The 17,431-nt window shown below is 41.3% G+C and carries 18 protein-coding genes; 7 read left to right on the top strand and 11 right to left on the bottom strand.

The genetic code is table 11. The annotated features are described in order from the left end of the window. A partial coding sequence (locus LOZ91_RS13555; protein WP_244783406.1) for a BapA prefix-like domain-containing protein occupies window positions 1-489 on the bottom strand: 489 nt, incomplete at its 3' end. A gap of 438 nt (window positions 490-927) precedes the next feature. Between LOZ91_RS13555 and LOZ91_RS13560 the strand changes: the two genes are divergently transcribed. Both LOZ91_RS13560 and LOZ91_RS13565 read left to right on the top strand, forming a co-directional pair. After that, window positions 928-1,716, top strand: a complete 789-nt coding sequence (locus LOZ91_RS13560) for a PaaX family transcriptional regulator C-terminal domain-containing protein (RefSeq protein WP_159515879.1) — start codon at window positions 928-930, stop codon at window positions 1,714-1,716. Between the two features lie 91 nt (window positions 1,717-1,807). Then, the gene (locus LOZ91_RS13565; protein ID WP_244783407.1) at window positions 1,808-2,788 is read left to right on the top strand and encodes a fatty acid desaturase family protein; all 981 of its coding nucleotides are present in this window, start codon (window positions 1,808-1,810) and stop codon (window positions 2,786-2,788) included. 27 nt (window positions 2,789-2,815) lie between these two features. Here the strand turns inward: LOZ91_RS13565 and LOZ91_RS13570 are convergent, their stop codons facing one another. Beyond that, window positions 2,816-3,733 carry a cation diffusion facilitator family transporter gene (locus LOZ91_RS13570; RefSeq protein WP_244783408.1) on the bottom strand — a complete coding sequence of 306 codons (918 nt, stop codon included), beginning with the start codon at window positions 3,731-3,733 and terminating at the stop codon, window positions 2,816-2,818. A gap of 133 nt (window positions 3,734-3,866) precedes the next feature. Further along, window positions 3,867-4,502: a glutathione transferase gene (yfcF, locus tag LOZ91_RS13575; protein WP_100357103.1), complete on the bottom strand. Its 636-nt coding sequence runs from the start codon at window positions 4,500-4,502 to the stop codon at window positions 3,867-3,869. Window positions 4,503-4,729: 227 nt separating this feature from the next. Between yfcF and LOZ91_RS13580 the strand changes: the two genes are divergently transcribed. Next, entirely contained in the window at window positions 4,730-5,449 is a 720-nt protein-coding gene (locus tag LOZ91_RS13580) for a glutamine amidotransferase (protein WP_244783409.1), read from the top strand. A gap of 49 nt (window positions 5,450-5,498) precedes the next feature. Beyond that, window positions 5,499-6,131, top strand: coding sequence for a LysE family transporter (locus LOZ91_RS13585; RefSeq protein WP_100357102.1), 633 nt, complete (start codon window positions 5,499-5,501; stop codon window positions 6,129-6,131). 71 nt (window positions 6,132-6,202) lie between these two features. Here the strand turns inward: LOZ91_RS13585 and LOZ91_RS13590 are convergent, their stop codons facing one another. The 5 genes from LOZ91_RS13590 to LOZ91_RS13610 all read right to left on the bottom strand — a co-directional run bounded on the left by LOZ91_RS13590 (window position 6,203) and on the right by LOZ91_RS13610 (window position 10,726). Further along, window positions 6,203-6,793, bottom strand: a complete 591-nt coding sequence (locus tag LOZ91_RS13590; protein ID WP_100357101.1) for a YceI family protein — start codon at window positions 6,791-6,793, stop codon at window positions 6,203-6,205. A 128-nt stretch (window positions 6,794-6,921) separates the two neighbouring features. After that, a complete protein-coding gene (locus tag LOZ91_RS13595) occupies window positions 6,922-7,377 on the bottom strand; it encodes a GNAT family N-acetyltransferase (RefSeq protein WP_005096652.1) in 456 nt (151 codons plus the stop codon). A 175-nt stretch (window positions 7,378-7,552) separates the two neighbouring features. Beyond that, on the bottom strand, window positions 7,553-7,768 hold the full coding sequence (locus tag LOZ91_RS13600) for a hypothetical protein (RefSeq protein WP_005096650.1): 216 nt from the start codon (window positions 7,766-7,768) through the stop codon (window positions 7,553-7,555). 134 nt (window positions 7,769-7,902) lie between these two features. Next, window positions 7,903-9,891: a transketolase gene (gene tkt, locus LOZ91_RS13605; RefSeq protein WP_074382885.1), complete on the bottom strand. Its 1,989-nt coding sequence runs from the start codon at window positions 9,889-9,891 to the stop codon at window positions 7,903-7,905. A 451-nt stretch (window positions 9,892-10,342) separates the two neighbouring features. Beyond that, window positions 10,343-10,726, bottom strand: coding sequence for a pilin (locus LOZ91_RS13610; RefSeq protein ID WP_348519898.1), 384 nt, complete (start codon window positions 10,724-10,726; stop codon window positions 10,343-10,345). 473 nt (window positions 10,727-11,199) lie between these two features. Here LOZ91_RS13610 and metK point away from each other — a divergent pair, with 473 nt between their 5' ends. The 3 genes from metK to LOZ91_RS13625 all read left to right on the top strand — a co-directional run bounded on the left by metK (window position 11,200) and on the right by LOZ91_RS13625 (window position 14,623). Next, window positions 11,200-12,366, top strand: a complete 1,167-nt coding sequence (gene metK, locus LOZ91_RS13615) for a methionine adenosyltransferase (RefSeq protein ID WP_005096646.1) — start codon at window positions 11,200-11,202, stop codon at window positions 12,364-12,366. 353 nt (window positions 12,367-12,719) lie between these two features. Then, complete coding sequence (locus LOZ91_RS13620) at window positions 12,720-13,064, top strand: hypothetical protein (protein WP_005096643.1); 345 nt, start codon at window positions 12,720-12,722, stop codon at window positions 13,062-13,064. A 347-nt stretch (window positions 13,065-13,411) separates the two neighbouring features. Further along, window positions 13,412-14,623: a YeeE/YedE family protein gene (locus LOZ91_RS13625; protein WP_180077378.1), complete on the top strand. Its 1,212-nt coding sequence runs from the start codon at window positions 13,412-13,414 to the stop codon at window positions 14,621-14,623. A 52-nt stretch (window positions 14,624-14,675) separates the two neighbouring features. Here LOZ91_RS13625 and LOZ91_RS13630 read toward each other — a convergent pair whose 3' ends face one another. The 3 genes from LOZ91_RS13630 to LOZ91_RS13640 form a co-directional block, all read right to left on the bottom strand. Next, on the bottom strand, window positions 14,676-15,185 hold the full coding sequence (locus LOZ91_RS13630) for a hypothetical protein (RefSeq protein ID WP_180000876.1): 510 nt from the start codon (window positions 15,183-15,185) through the stop codon (window positions 14,676-14,678). 61 nt (window positions 15,186-15,246) lie between these two features. Then, the gene (locus tag LOZ91_RS13635; protein ID WP_100328722.1) at window positions 15,247-16,026 is read right to left on the bottom strand and encodes a TIGR03915 family putative DNA repair protein; all 780 of its coding nucleotides are present in this window, start codon (window positions 16,024-16,026) and stop codon (window positions 15,247-15,249) included. Next, window positions 16,026-17,285, bottom strand: a complete 1,260-nt coding sequence (locus tag LOZ91_RS13640) for a putative DNA modification/repair radical SAM protein (protein ID WP_180000875.1) — start codon at window positions 17,283-17,285, stop codon at window positions 16,026-16,028. Before LOZ91_RS13640 ends, LOZ91_RS13635 begins: the two co-directional genes overlap by 1 nt. Between the last annotated feature and the right edge of the window lie 146 nt (window positions 17,286-17,431).

Raw genomic sequence — 17,431 nt, forward strand, 5'->3', positions numbered from 1 at the left:
TTCTTGTGAAAGTGGTTCTTCACCATTTTTTCTAGCTTCTTCTACATATAGCTCATATGCAGACTTACCATTAAGACTATCTTTACTATCCAAAACGTTCGCTACTGCAGCAATAATTCCTGCCCCACTAGCCAAAGCTATTGGCCAAATGAACAAGGCTCCCTTATCTACTTCCGAAGTTGGATATAGTAAAGGCTCAATTTTATCGATCGGATTGTAACTTATAGTTTCAAAATCAAATAAATATAATTCTGAGTTTTCATTTCTAAAAACCAATGAACTTTCTTCTTTATCAAAGTTCTCAATTAATATTTTTTCACCATTTTTTAAAGTAATGGCAGCTTGATTATTTAAATATTCGATTTTTTCTATATCTTCGATTCTTATATCTACCAGAACTACAGACCCTTTATTTAATGATATTTTTCCCAGATACTCTTTTATTAATTGATTACTACCTTCAACTTTTGAAATAACTTGAACCTGCATAAAAAACCTCAAAAAACCAAGCATATTAGTTGGATTAAACTGTGATTCACCCCACTTTTCAAGTATTAATTATATATTTTATAAAGTTATTTTTAACCATCTATACTATGATGGCCATATAGTTAAGTTTTTCTAAAGCTCATTTTTTAAATGATTAATATACACTTGATAAGCAAGTAAATAATTTAGTTCTTAATTTTTAGCTTATAGAACATATTAAATATATTTAAAAATTACACAACTATGCTGCAATTAATCTATAAATTTTAAAAAATTTTATGATTATTAAAAACAAATTAAAAATATATATTATATAAAAAACTATTCTTATACTCTGCATTAAATTTTTGAAATACTTTAGTCTGAATTTATTTGGTTTATTTTATCTGAACTGCTATCGTCAACTAAATATCCGATTTCTAACAATGTTATTAATTCATGACTTATAAATTGAATGCCCGTCATCTGGTTTTAGACTTGTTATATGCGTCTCAAAATTCTACCGCCAGCATTAAACAGATGCTATGTGCAGCAGATCTATTAAGCATTTCTCACAATAGCCTGCGAGTTGCTGTAGCCCGATTGAATCAGGAAAATATCATTCAAGCTGTAGAGCGCGGCGTGTATCAATTGCTAGAAAAAAAATTTGATACTTCTTTTATCAGTTTAAACAAGCATCCCAATATGCAAATGGCGACCGCGTGGAATGGAAAATATGTACTGGTTTATACCGGTGCTTTGGGACGTGTAGATCGCACTGCATTATCCAAACGGGAAAAAGCACTAGGTTATTATGGCTTTCAGGAAATGGAGCAGAATGTTTTTATTCGTCCAGACAACTTAATGCTGAGCTTAACCGAATTAAAAGCGGCTGCAATCCAGTTTGGATTAGATCCAGATGCACGTTTTTTTCAAGTCAGTGAGATAGATCAGGAAATAGATGTCAGTGCACTTTGGGATGTTCAAGCCTTACATCAAACTTATCTGGAGGTGAATCAAGACATTCATCAATGGTTTGATCACTCTCAAAGCTTGCCTTTACCTGATGCAGCAAAAACTGCCTTCTATCTCGGTAAATCTGCCTTATTTAGTTTACGTGCCGATCCCCTACTTCCTGCAGAATGGATAGATGCCGAAGCTCGGCAACAATTTGAACTGGCGGTTCGTAAAATAGAAAAACAGGGGCAATTTTTATGGCAACAATATTTTAACAATCAGGGTGTATAACTTATTTCATATTTATTCACAAAAATAAATTGACTGTAATATTTAGGACAAATATATTGAAAGTAATGATAAGAACGCAATAGGCAAAACAATGAACACTAAGCTCAGTGTCACCGAATTTTTTAGCCGCGAAGAAATTAAAGAACTCACCACGACTTCTGACTTACATGGTGCTTGGTCTATAGCTTCAACTTGGGCTGTGATTGTGATGACCTTCGGTACAGTGGCCTATAGCTGGGAATATTTGCCCATTTGGGGAAAATTTTTAATGTGTGCAGTGGCATTGGCGATTTTGGCAGGTCGTCAGCTGGCCATGGCGATTTTGATGCACGATGCCTCACACCATAGCCTGTTTAAAACCAAATGGCTAAATACACATTTGACCGATTGGCTGTGTGCACGCCCAATCTGGAATGAGGTCAGCAAATATCGTCCTTATCATTTGAAACATCATGCTAAAACCTCTCAACCAGACGACCCGGATTTAGGCCTGGTGAAAAACTTCCCCATTACTCAAAGCTCATTATTCCGAAAATTCTTTCGCGACTTAAACGGGCAATCTGGACTTAAATTTCTGGCAGGTCGGGTATTGATGGATTTGGAGCTTTTGGAATGGAGTGTGTCTAACGATCCCAAACCTATTCCACGTGGCGATCGTAGCAAGGTAGATTTGGCCAAAAATCTGCTGAAAAACAGTTCCGGTATGCTGCTCGCGAATGCCACGATTTTCTCTGTGTTTTGGGCCAGTGGCCATCCTAAGCTGTATTTGCTATGGCCTTTGGCTTATATCACACCATTCCCTTTATTTATCCGTATTCGCGCAATGGCTGAACATGCGGGTCTGGAAACCAGTTATTCTGCCCTCAGCAATACCCGTACAACCCGCGCAGGTTATCTGGCACGGGCTTTTGTGGCACCGATTCATGTGAACTATCATATTGAACATCATTTAATGGCCGCTGTTCCGCATCAAAAGCTGGCGAAAATGCATCAAATGTTAAGAGAGCGTCAGTATGTCGATGCTCCACCAAGTTATTTGGATGTCATCCGTTCACTTCTAAAAAACAATTAAGCCCTGCGATGCTCAGATGATTATATTTCAGTGCTGATGGGTCGAATGCCCTCGTTGTTCCGGTGGACAATTTTCTGCCTCAATCTGTAAAGTCATTTCAGTAATATGATGCTGATGGCTCAACATTTCAAAAGCCTGATGACGCAGTTTCTGATAATCTACATTCGGTGCAACCAAATGTACCGTCAACATGACTTTTTTGGAAGTAATCGCCCAGACTTTAAGCTGATGAATATCTTGTACGCCTTCGAGTGCTAAAAGATCATGACGCAGTTTTTCAATATCAATTTCATCTGGCACTCCTTCCAGCAGAATATTGATACTTTGTTTGAGCAAAATCCAGGTGCGTGGCAAAACCCAAAATCCGATCAATACGGCAATCAGTGTATCTACCCACATCCAGCCAGTAAAATAAATCAGCAGCGCCCCGATCATCACGCCGACTGACCCCAATGCATCACTCAGCACCTCCAGATAAGCCCCTTTGATATTTAGACTTTCCTGACTACTCGACACCAGAATTTTCATCGAAATCAGGTTAATGATGAGTCCTAAGCTCGCCACAACCATCATCCCCAGACTCTGGATTTCTGGAGGATTGCTTAAACGTTGATAGGCTTCAAATAAAATATAAATCGCCACCACAAAGAGCATCAAGGCATTAAACAAGGCCGCCAGAATTTCAAAGCGTTGATAGCCAAACGTGCGTTTGTTATCTGCCGGTTTTTGCCCAATCTTGATGGCCGCCAGCGCAATGGCCAGTGCAGCAGCATCGGTAAACATATGTGCTGCATCAGAAAGCAAGGCCAGACTTTGCGTCATAAAGCCGGCGATCACTTCCACAATTAAAAAGCTGGTCGTGAGTGCCAGAGCAATCGATAATTTTTTGATATTTTTCGCAGTCACAGTGACATGACTATGCTCATGATGATGTGAATTCCCCACCCCGCACTCCTTAATAATGATGCAACAAGGACATTATTTCTCGTAATTTTCCACACAGTTCTGATTTATATTACGCTTGATTTTTATCTATTTAAGTCTTTTTTGTATCCTCTAGTTGATAAGTTTTGGCAGCTTAAAGCTTGAGCTTTTCATTTTCTGTTAGCCACGCCTGAACTGAAGCACGCTGGAAATTTCGCTGGATATATACCTGAATTTTATCAGGCAGTTCAATCTGCTGGCTAAGCAGGCGATGCAGCATAAAGGCCAGATCAAAATCTGCAATTGACCACTGTTCAGTGAGCCAGCGTTCACTGAGCAAGCTCTCTGTGACTGCCAATAAACGCTGAATATCTTGCAAGACTTCGGCTGATGCAATAAAAAGTCCTTTAGGCGCAACAAAGATTGAGTCTGAAGGCATGGTCTGGCGGATTGCCATAAAATCAGTTTTGACTAAAGCCTGAACTGCACGGCATTTTGCTCTGGCCTGACTCTCTCTGGGGTATAAAGCTGGATAATCTGGCGCCGGAAAAGCATCTTCCAGATATTCTGCAATCGCCCAAGATTCAAATAAATGAAAATCATCCATCACCAGACAAGGGACTTTTCTACTGGGGCAAATTCTGCGATATGCCATGCTTTGTTGTTCCAGTTGATCTAGATCAACCGTTTTTTCCTGAAAATTCAGGCCTTTTTCTTTTAAAGCGACGTAAACTGACATGACATAGGGACTGATACGTTTTTTATCGATATAGAGACAGATATTGTGCATTTTTTCTTCCTCAGTCTTTTTATTCTATATTCACCTCTACTCTACTGCCTTTCTAGTGGGAAATGAAATTGGGCTGCATAATGATACAAAGCCGGTTCAGAGCCCTGCACCAGGATTCACTATTCAGATTGAGAATATCTTGCTTCATAAATTACGGGATTAAAAAGACTTCTATTTTTTTACAGAATGACGTTAAATAAATATTTCCCGTTTTAGATTAAATGACCATGCTGAACCTGGACCATTTCCCCGATACTGTATATGCAATCCAACATCTCGCTTTTGAAGACCTCGGTGCTTGGGAAGATGTATTTTATCAGCTGGGGCTACGTGTCCGCTATTTTGAAGCCGGGATTGATGACCTGCGTAAGGCTTATGAACATCCTGGTTTAACCGTAATTCTCGGTGGCCCAATTGGGGTTTATGAAACAGAAAACTTTCCTTTCTTACAAGCAGAAATAGACCTGCTTAAAGTACGTTTGGATAAGAATTTACCCACTTTAGGAATCTGTCTGGGTGCTCAATTGATTGCACATGCGCTTGGTGCCAAAGTCTATGCAGGACAGAGCAAAGAAATGGGCTGGTCTAAGCTCAGTCTTGCAGCTATCGAGAATAATCCACTGCGAAATCTGGAAAATATTGAAGTGCTACATTGGCACGGTGATACCTTTGACCTACCTGAACAGGCTGAATTACTGGCAAGTACTGAGCTTTATTCAAATCAGGCCTTTCGTATAGGCAGTAATATTCTGGCACTACAATTCCATCCTGAAGTCGCCAGTGATAGTCTGGAAAAATGGCTGATTGGCCATAGCTGTGAATTGAGTCAGGCTAAAATTGATATTCCTGCACTACGCGCTGCCAATCTTCAGTTTGCGCCTGTACTGGAAACTACCTCGCAAACTGTACTAGAGCAATATCTGACGCAATTAAATATCGTATCCTAGTCTCAGATAAATTCTAGGCTAAACTCTTCCTCTCGACTGTAGAAATATTATGAGCGCATTATTCGGCATTGCCGTGATTCATTTTTTTGCCCTGATTAGTCCAGGACCGGACTTTTTCTTTGTCACACAAAGTGCCATCCGGCAGTCCAGAAAGCATGCTTTATGTGCAGCCCTCGGTATTTCATTGAGCATTCTGGTCTGGTCAATTTGTGCACTTGGCGGCCTGCATTTTTTATTTCAGAAAATGGTCTGGTTACAGCAGATCTTAATGCTATTGGGTGGATTATATCTGCTCTATCTGGGCAGTTTGATGTTGAAGTCGAGCTTTAAGACACCTCTACCTTTAACAAATTCGAAAGCAGAAGCTCTTTCTATCGTTCAGCCGTCGTATCTTAAATTATTGCTGCAAGGTTTTTTCACCAACATGGCCAACCCCAAAGCCCTGATTTACTTTAGCAGTGTATTTGCATTGGCGATTAGCCCTAATGCAAAACTATCAGAACAATCTTCTCTTTTAGCTCTGGTCTTTATCGAAAGTTTGCTCTGGTTTACGGTTGTAGCCATTATTTTTTCAATGCCGAAGATGACGACTTATTATCAAAAATTTGCCAAATGGATTGATGGAGTTACAGGCGGGATCTTTATCAGTTTTGGCTGTCTGCTGATTCTGAATCGTGATTAGATCTAAGTCATTTTATTTGATAAAAAAGCACCTGAATCAGGTGCTTTTTCATACTACCCATACAGAGAATCTTATTTCTTTGTAGGCGCAGGTACAGTGGCTTCAGTGGTAATCTGAACAGTAATTTTATCACCCACACTCGGTACGTTTGCTCCTAAACCAAATGCAGAGCGGTCAAATGAAGTGGTTGCATTGAAACCAATTGCTGGAACTTTCATCATTGGATGTTCAGCCTGTTTGTTTAAAACAGCATCCAATACCACAGGTTTGGTCACGCCTTTAATAGTTAAGTCACCAGTAATTTTGAAGTTCTTTTTGTCCTGTGTTTCTACTTTGGTACTTTTAAAGCTGATGTTTGGATATTTTGCTGCATCAAAGAAATCTGCTTTCTTTAAGTGATCATCTAAAGCTGTCACGTTGGTATTAATACTGGATACTGGAATTGTCACATGCACAGCTGACTTTGCCGGTTGTTTATTGTCTACCACGATTTTGCCCTGAATATCAGAGAAATTACCAGATGGCGTAGAAAAACCGAAATGATCCCAGCTAAATACGGCTGCAGTATGGGTCGGGTCAATTGTATAGGTTACTGGTTTTGCAATAGAAAATGTTGCTACAGATGAAACCGCTAAGCCTAATACTAATGTTTTGAAATTCATGTTTTTATCTCTCGTTTTGGATGTTATTCAGTGTATAGAATTCAGAAATATTTACAGCTCTAAAGATAAAACGTTTTGTTGCAGCGATGAAACGATAAATTTGTAAGTTATTTTTTAAATTTCTATTATTAATCCATACGGTATTGGATAAATCCGGTCTTTTTGGCCACTTTATCATAGAGCATTTGTGCCTGACGATTTGATTCATGCGTAAGCCAGTAAACGCGGTCACAATTACGCTGTTCTGCCACCTGATAAACGTGTTCAATCAACTTGCAAGCGATACCTTGACCTCGATACTGCGAAGGCACAAATAAATCCTGCAAATAAGCATAAGGTCGTAGCGTCCAACTGCTGTCATGCTCGACCACATGTACAATGCCCACCACTTTTTCATCAAGCAATGCGGCAAAGCCATACATCGAATCTAGCTCAGTACTGTGTAATTTCGCCCAGGTATTTTCACTGACCTCGTCACAGATCTTCGCATGATAAAAAGCCTGATATTCTTGCCATAAAGGCAGCCATTGGTACTGGGATATTTGCTCTAAAGATTTGATCTGAATCTGGGAATTTATTTTCATGTTTACCAACTTCTTTTGCCTATTTCATCAAAATAAACCGTTTCGATAGGGTGCTGAGTTCTATAGCGGGTTATAAACTTATCTTTATCTCATCTGGTTTTGATAAGCAACTTCCAGACAAAAATTATCTGACATAAAAAAAGCCCCAATCAGGGACTTTTTTAGTATTTTAGCTTTACAGTTTTTCAACCAGAATACGATCAACCTGTTTTAGGCCAGTCGTCTTTTCATGGTTTTTACGACGGACTTTGATGACTTTTTCTTCTGCGAGTTCTTGCAGCATTAACTCAACCGCCATCATGGCCTCAAGAGGTAAATCCTGCCCGATCCATTTCTGTTCGCCTGCATCCATCAGAGTAATTTCTTCGCTAATTTGCTCGTACAAGCTCATGTTCATCTCACTTTTTTGCATTCAATTATCAAGAGAACTCTTCAACTCTTGTCACATGAAAACAGAGCTAAAAAGACCAAAAACAAAAAGACGCCCCAAAACTGGAACGCCATTTTAAACTTTTAAGGGGCTGATTAAGCAGTAATTTCTTTTACTGCTGCAACAACGGCTTCAGTGGTAATACCAAAGTGCTGGAACAAGTCTTTTGCAGGTGCAGATTCACCATAAGTACTCATACCAATCACGCGACCATCTAGACCAACGAATTTCCACCAATAATCTACATGCGCTGCTTCAACCGCAACACGCGCACGAATATTGGATGGAAGAACCGCTTCACGGTACGCTGCATCTTGCTTCATGAATTCTTCAGCACATGGCATAGACACGACACGCACGCCCTCAAGCTGTGCATAAGCTTCCATTGCCAAAGCAACCTCTGAACCTGTTGCAATAATAATCGCTTTTAATTCGCCTTTTTCTTCAGCCAATACATAACCACCTTTCGCAGCGTTCTCAATTTGTGTTTGAGTACGAGTTTGGAAAGCTAAGTTTTGACGAGAGAAGATTAACGCTGTCGGACCCTCAGAACGAGTCAATGCAGACTTCCAAGAAATTGCGGCTTCAACGGTATCACATGGACGCCAGGTATTCAGGTTTGGTGTACCACGTAAAGATGCAATTTGCTCGATTGGCTGATGCGTAGGACCATCTTCACCGAGACCAATAGAGTCATGTGTGTACACATGAATCACACGTTGCTTCATCAAGGCAGACATACGTACCGCATTACGTGCATATTCCATAAACATCAGGAATGTAGCCACATAAGGAATGAAACCGCCATGCAGCGCAACACCATTGGCGATTGCAGTCATACCGAATTCACGCACGCCATAATGTACGTAGTTACCCGCTGCATTGTCTTGTACACCTTGCGCACCTTTCCACAGCGTCAGGTTAGAACCAGCCAAGTCCGCAGAACCGCCTAGCACTTCTGGCAATAATGGAACCAGTGCTTGCAATGCATTTTGGCTTGCTTTACGTGTCGCGATGGTTTCAGCTTTAGCATTCACTTCAGCGATATAAGCATCTGCTTTTGCAACGAAGTCCGCTGGCAAATCACCTGACATACGGCGTTTTAGCTCTGCCGCTTCAGTCGGATATTTTGCAGCATAGGCAGCAAATGTTTCATTCCACGCTGCTTCAGTTTTAGCGCCCTTGTCTTTGGCATCCCAAGCTGCATACACATCTTCAGGAATAACAAATGCTTCGTCAGTCCAGCCTAATGCTGCACGCGTCAAGACAATTTCATCATGCCCGAGTGGCGCACCATGGCTGTCTTCTTTACCTTGCTTGTTTGGTGAACCCAAACCAATCACTGTTTTACAGATAATGATGGTTGGCTTAGCAGTTTCAGCTTTAGCTGCTAAAGTTGCAGCACGAAGCGCTTCGCTATCATGACCATCTACTTTAAGTACTTGCCAGCCGTAAGCCAAGAAACGTTGTTCGGTATCGTCAGAGAACCAGCCTTCCACTTCACCATCAATCGAGATACCGTTGTCGTCATAATAGGCAATTAACTTACCAAGACCTAAGGTACCTGCCAATGAACACACTTCATGTGAAATACCTTCCATCAGGCAGCCATCGCCCAGGAAGCAGTAAGTAAAGTGATCCACAACCTGAAGGTCATCTTTATTAAATTGTGCGGCTAAGGTTTTTTCAGCCAGCGCAAAACCAACAGCATTGGCGATCCCTTGACCTAGAGGACCAGTCGTCGTTTCAATCCCGGGTGCATAACCCAATTCCGGGTGACCAGGTGTTTTAGAATGAAGTTGACGGAATGCTTTTAGATCTTCAATCGAAAGATCGTAGCCCGTTAAATGAAGCAGTGCATATTGAAGCATAGAGCCATGGCCATTTGACAATACAAAACGGTCACGGTTAGCCCAATTCGGGTTGGTCGGGTTGTGGTTCAGGAATTCACGCCAAACCACATCAGCGATATCTGCCATCCCCATTGGAGCACCTGGATGTCCTGAGTTTGCTTTTTGCACAGCATCCATTGCCAATACACGAATTGCGTTTGCAATACGACGTTCATTAAGCGGGGTTGTCATAAATCAGAGTCCAAAATATTCAGAAATAGGAAATGATGAAAAGACTTTCAAAACTATGGTCTATTGTCTTAAAAAAACAGCGAGGGGTAAAGACTAAGCAACAACATTTATCAGTTTATTAGTCTTGTATTTCCTTATCGGGTAATTATTCCACATTTTTCTCTCTAGTTCTGTTTTCTCTGGTCACTTTTGCGAGGGATTTATTAGACATGATAGTTAGCATATTGTTGTCTGATTGAGCTTTTCAACCCTGCATTTTTTAGAATTGACTGTTATTTCGTTTTTAATCTAAAGTCGGCTCCATCCGTTTAAAGAGAGATGTGTCATATAATTTTCTCGTCGATGATGAAGAGCATTGATGATTCATTCTTATCAATAGATCGATCAACTATGTATTTTTTAGATGAAAAGCTTACATCTATTTAGGCTCAATCATAAGCAGCAAGCGTGCTTAGCGCCCCTGGCAGCTTTTAGGTAAATAGCGCTGATAAATATCAGTCGAGAAGCATTTTCCCGTATAGACATCAAATGCAATTGATTTACCCCGAATCGCTGCATCTAGGCCTTGCTGTCGCAGCTTAAACTCAATTCGGCATGTCGCATTAATCACCACTTTTTCGATATATCGTGTATTCCCTCCAATCTCGCGTCCAGCATCACAATGCTGGCCTGAGGCAATGAACTGAGTTCGATATGTGCCAGCCTGCTCAAACACTTCAGCCAGTTGAGCGCGTACCACATAGCCCTGATAGCTCATAAACGCCATGGTGGCTAAAATCGCCATCATCGTCAGTACAATCATCACCTCAATTAAGGTAAATACCTTTTGATACATCATGACTTATCTCCGTACAGTCTTACTTCAAGAAGCCCATACAAAAAGAATCTTGGCCATGCTTAACCGGCCAGTAGTGAAACCTTAGGCCTAATATGCAGAGAAGCCGATGCAACAACAATACAGCTAGTCGAATCATGTTGAATCACATGCGAGCGTATTAATGTAATAATCATTTTCCTGAAAATTACTCAGATTTTAGCTTTATATTTTTCCAATCAGCGATCTTTTAAAATTTATTCGAGAATATAACTGTTTAATTTTGCTACATCTGGGAAAATCCGGATTAATTTGTCGCTCCTTGCCAAATCAGCAATGACGGTTAAATCGACATATCAATTTTTTTAATTCTATTAATCAATTAAAAACACAATAATTTGAAACAATTTCGACCAATTTTGTCGTGTTAAGCTAGTCCTAGAGCGCAACTCGATGTAACATATCGGGTCTTTAAAATTAACTGTGATAGGACTATGCGCGAGTACGCTGTATTTACTTCGGAATCTGTAAGCGAAGGCCATCCAGATAAAATGGCTGACCAAATCAGTGACGCTATTTTGGATGCAATCTTAAAAGAAGACCCTTATGCACGGGTTGCTTGTGAAACGCTTGTAAAAACAGGTGCGGTTGTACTTGCCGGTGAAATCACAACGACGGCCAATATCGATTTTGAAGCGGTAGTACGCCATACCGTGAACGGTATTGGTTATCACCATTCTGATCTGGGTTTTGATGGTTCGACCTGTGCCGTAATCAACATGATTGGCAAACAGTCACCTGAAATTGCTCAGGGTGTAGACCGTCAGAAACCTGAAGATCAAGGTGCCGGCGACCAAGGTTTGATGTTTGGTTATGCCAGCCGTGAAACTGACGTTTTAATGCCTGCGCCAATTACCTATGCACATCGCTTAATGGAAAAACAAGCAGAGCTTCGTCGTAATGGAACTTTGCCTTGGTTACGCCCAGATGCGAAAAGCCAAGTGACCTTTGCTTATGAAAATGGCAAACCTGTTCGTTTAGATGCTGTGGTTTTGTCGACTCAACACGATCCTGAAATTTCACAAGCCAATCTTAAAGAAGCTGTGATTGAAGAAATCGTGAAGAAAATCATTCCTGCCGATATGTTCCATGCAGAGACCAAATTCCACATCAACCCAACGGGTATGTTCGTGATTGGCGGCCCTGTCGGTGACTGTGGTTTGACAGGTCGTAAAATTATCGTAGATACCTACGGTGGTATGGCGCGTCATGGCGGTGGTGCTTTCTCTGGCAAAGATCCATCTAAGGTTGACCGTTCTGCTGCCTATGCAGGGCGTTATGTAGCAAAAAATATCGTTGCGGCTGGTCTTGCAGACAAGTGTGAAATCCAGGTGTCTTATGCAATTGGTGTTGCTGAACCCACTTCAATTTCAATCAACACTTTTAATACTGCAAAAGTATCTGAAGAATTGATTATTGCCTTGGTTCGTGAGCACTTTGACCTACGCCCATATGGCATTACCCGCATGCTGGATCTGATTCAGCCAATGTATAAGCAGACTGCGGCTTATGGTCATTTTGGCCGTGAAGGCTCTGATACGGCCTTTACTTGGGAAAAAACCGACAAAGTGGAAGCGCTTAAAGCCTCTGCTGGTCTCTAATTTTCTCTTTAAAAAGCCCGCACCCTGCGGGCTTTTTTTATGACTGGGATTTTATTGCTTAAAATCATCTTTTTTATACGACTGACAGCTTAAATCGCAAGATTAATAATATACCCTGTTCACCTCCATCATCCTTGAATGCTTATTAAATTAGAAATTTCTTAGTTTCTGGATCTGACTCATCTAATACACTTAAAACAACTTATTAAATAAGTTATGAGCGAGTTAAAGCAGCATAAGTATTGAAAAAAGTTACAGTTAATCAACAAATTTTGATCTATTTTCTAGCATAAACTTTAAGAAATGACTGTTAAATTAGTTGGCAGCTATACAACAACAAGGGATATTACTCGATGAATAAATTAATGATTGCTTTAGGTTTAGTGGCAACTGTTGCCTTGGTCGGCTGTAACAAAGATAAAGCACCTGAAACCGGGGCAACGACAGGTGAGCATTTAGAAAATGCAGCAGATCAAGCCGGTCATGATATGCAAGATGCAAGCCGTGAAGCTGCGGTAGACACTGAAAGAGCCTTGGATAATGCAGCGGAAAATACAGCTCAAGCAGCTGACGAAGCTGCTGCTGCAACGTCTCGAGCAGCAGATGCTACTGCTGAAGCAGCACGAAAAGCCACTGCGGCCACTGCAGCTGCGGTTGAAGAAGGTGCTGGCAATGTTCGAGAAAAAGCTGAAAACTGATTTTAGCTCTCAGTTTAATGCTTAAAAAGCCTGCGATTCAATTTGCAGGCTTTTTTATGTACTTCATTTGAAAACCCAGAAACTCAAAAATGCTCGATACTGATCTATAGGCATAAAACCATACGATTAAATCTGCAATTTATTTAAGCTGCTTAAGTATAGAGAATTACAGAATAATGAAATGTTCCATTAGATTTATTTTTATAATTCACTCCCATCAATCAGATAAAGTGATAAAACTTATCAACTATAAGAATGACTTAATACTCACTCATTGGCCAAAATGGGCTGCATTTAAGCTGAAATTCAGTAGAATACCAGCCTTTATTTTTAAAATTTAATCTCCCATGTCAGTCATTGCTGCTGCTTCCCAACGGTCGAATATTTCGGTCTGGGTGGCTTTTATTTTACTTGTGATCGGTACAATCGGTGCCTATCAGATCGTTGGCTTAAATCAGGCCTTGTTATTTTTAATCGGTGGTGCGCTAGGCATGACCCTGTACCATGCCTCATTTGGTTTTACCTCGAGTTGGCGCGTCTTTATCAAGGAACGTCGCGGTCGTGGTCTGCGTGCACAAATGATTATGCTCGCTCTAGCAGTATTGTTATTCTTCCCGGCTTTAGGTGCGGGTGAATTGTTTGGCAACCCGGTCACAGGTAACGTCAATCCTATTTCCATGTCAGTCATGATTGGTGCCTTTATTTTCGGCATCGGCATGCAGCTCGGTGGTGGTTGTGCATCGGGTACGCTGTATACCGTGGGTGGTGGTAGTGCACGTATGCTGGTAACACTCTTGTTCTTCTGTATCGGCTCTGTGATTGCAACCTCACACTTAGACTGGTGGTTTGCCCTGCCGCATCTGGAACCTATTTCTCTGGTACAGAGTTTAGGGGTGATGCCTGGATTACTGCTGAGCTTTGTTATTTTTGCACTGATTGCTGCGGCGACTGTTTATTTCGAAAAGAAACGTCATGGTCGTCTGGAAGTAGAACCAAGCAGTGAGCATCAAGGCTGGAAACGCTTTATTCGTGGTCCATGGCCTCTGATTTGGGGCGGGATTATTCTGACCCTGCTCAACTTTGCGACGTTGGCACTTGCAGGTCGTCCTTGGGGCGTGACTTCTGCCCTGGCAGTTTGGGGTGCAAAAGGCGCCACTTTAGTGGGTGTTGATGTAACTGCATGGGATTATTGGCAGAAAGCTGGCAATGCCAAAGCACTTGCAGAGTCGTTGTGGTTTGATATTACCTCGATGATGAACTTTGGCATCATGCTCGGTGCTTTGCTGGCAGCCAGTCTGGCTGGTAAATTTGCCCCGAATTTCAACATTCCGAAACGCTCGCTCATTGCTGCTGTTGTCGGTGGCATCATGCTCGGCTATGGTGCACGCCTGGCTTATGGCTGTAATATTGGTGCGTATTTCAGTGGCATCGCTTCAGGCAGTTTACATGGCTGGTTATGGCTGGTGTTTGCCTTTATCGGTAATGGTATTGGGGTGAAACTTCGTCCAATCTTCTTCCCGGAAGAAAAACCACAAGCTGAAAAAATTACAGGTTGTTAATCATTTAAATTAAAAAGCCCATCTTAATGATGGGCTTTTTTATCTTTAAGATTTAAAGCGCGGCTTTTAAATTACAACCATAACCCATGGTCTGCTGAACCTGACGATAAGTGGTATAGCGATCCAGAATAAAAGTATAGAAGTGATCGGCATTCGAAAAATTGTCTTTTAGATTTTCATTGGCAGCATTCGGCAATTGGATGCCATCGACCAGTTCCAGATTATAATGCCCCAAACGATACATATCGGCAAAATAAGCATTCATCATATCGCAATAGGCAATTTTACTTGGTTTTAATGCCGTACTGCTGACCAAATGACGGTTTAAAGTTTGCAGATTATTCACATCTAAAGGAAACTGGTGTGAGAAAGCAATACTTTCTAGTTTTTTAAATTTCTGAAAATCCTGAGTCAATTGGCTATTGAGTGCATCAAAACGTTGCTGCAATTCCTGCGCTGTCTGAACCTGATATTTGACTGGATCGACGACCGGTTTTTGTGGCTCTTTCGAGCATGCGGTTAATCCAATGAGCAGCGCCAATGACGTTAGCCATACCTTCATATCTATGCACTCAATCTAAATATAAACGCTTATTATGCCTGAAAGATGCCAGATGTACTGTTTAAAGTGTTTTCTCATTCATATAACGCCAGTAGCGTTTCGGCACATATTGAATATGCAGTTTCATATTGTTACGTGTCTGAATATTCACACTATTAAAATAATCTTTCCAGAGCTGATCATACAGCCATTCATCATCATCCAGTTCGATACTGAATGACTGACTGTGCCCAATCTGGATTTGTGAATCAATTGCTTCAGCATTCATCTCGACCTGATGTACCTGCTCTAAATCATAATAAATCCCATAATTGCGCAGCTCATCATAAATCAGCCAGGATTGATCCTGATAGCGCTCCTGAAAATGTCGGGAAATAATCGGTAGAACATTAAAGTCTGGCTTAACCAGACTCAGGAATAGTCCATCCTTGGCCTTTTTAAAGCGTACAAATGCCTCCATACGGTGCTTTTCCCGTCCGACTTGCTTGGCCCATTGCGACATACCGATAACCGCATGATGACCATAATCTTTATCGACAGGTCGCTGGTTTTTAAATACATAAACCGCGAAATCAAATAGAATCTGAAACGCTGCTTCTTGTTCCGACAGAAAAGTATAGTAAAAGGCACGCAAGCTGCTGGAGGAGACTTTTTGCTTGAGCCCCTGCCAGACTCGCTGTCCATGCTCATCATTAGAGCTAACATAAATAAATTCATCAAACAGGCCATTTTGTGCTTGTGGATTGGCAGTGATGCGGGCATTCAATTCCTTAAACTCAAAAGCCCGAAATACACAACTGAGCAAGCCGGTCATGCTGCCATCAAAACAGTAACAGGCCATCAGAATGCCAGTCCAAGCTGTGGTGAAAGCTGCTGCTGATATTTAGATTGGCCAGACTGTAAAATTTGCTGACGGATCTGATGCGATTGCTGATCTTTCTTAAATTTTGGCGTATCAGCACAGCGGATAAAATGCTGTGCGCGGTTATATGCCACACCCATGCGTTTTAGCTGATCGATATGAATCTGACCAAAACGGCGTGCCTGTACAATTTTTTTGGCCGAACGTACCCCAATACCCGGTACACGCAAAATTATTTTATAGTCGGCATGGTTAATATCAACTGGAAAAGCTTCAGGATGTCGCAAGGCCCAGCTGAGTTTGGGATCAATATCCAGATCCAGATTCGGATGCTGGTCATCGACAATTTCATCGGCAGAAAATTCATAAAAACGCATTAACCAGTCGGATTGATATAGACGGTTTTCTCTTAATAATGGCGGCGCTGAACCGACAACCGGTAAGGCTTTTTCTTCAGGATTAATCGGAATATAGCCGGAAAAATACACCCGTTTCAGCTTAAATTCCTTGTAATGCCGATCGGCCATTAAAATAATGTCTTGGTCAGTTTCACTGTGTGCGCCCACCACCATCTGTGTGGTTTGTCCGGCAGGTACAAATTTTGGCACCGATTTAATCAATTTGCGTTCATCTTTGAGCTGGATCAGTCGATCCCGCACAATCCCCAAATCTTTTTGTACTTCGGCATGGGTTTTTTCAGGCGCAAACTTCTGTAATCCGGCTTCAGTCGGCATTTCCAGATTAATACTCATGCGGTCTACGTATAGTCCGGCTTCGGTAATGATTTCCTGAGATGCACCCGGAATGGTTTTCAAATGAATATAGCCATTAAAGTTTTCTTCCAGTCGCAGTTTTTTCACCACCTGTAGCATCCGCTCCATGGTGTGATCCGCCGATTTGAAAATACCCGAGCTTAAAAACAGACCTTCAATATAATTACGGCGGTAAAAGTTCATGGTCAAATCCACCACTTCCTGCACGGTAAATGCTGCTCGCTTGACGTCATTGGAACGGCGCGAAACACAATAAGAGCAATTAAAAATACAGACATTGGAAAATAGAATTTTCAGCAAGGAAACGCAGCGGCCATCTTCGGTGTAGCTATGACAAATACCATTGCCGGTATTTCCTACCCCTTTGTCTTTATTTTTACGATTGCTTCCACTGGATGAACAGGACACATCATACTTGGCAGCATCGGCTAAAATTTGCAGTTTTTCACGGATACGATCAGACATGAGCTCAGAAAGATTTGACCAAAATGCTATTATAAAGTCTTCAATTGCAGCGCTATAGTTGATCTGTCTGGCTAGCGACATAGCGTGTCGTGAGAAATGTAAATGACAGCTAAGCAAAGTTTAAGTATTTCAAAATAAAATAACTA

Source organism: Acinetobacter sp. F-1, assembly GCF_022869025.1.
GTDB lineage: Bacteria > Pseudomonadota > Gammaproteobacteria > Pseudomonadales > Moraxellaceae > Acinetobacter > Acinetobacter pseudolwoffii.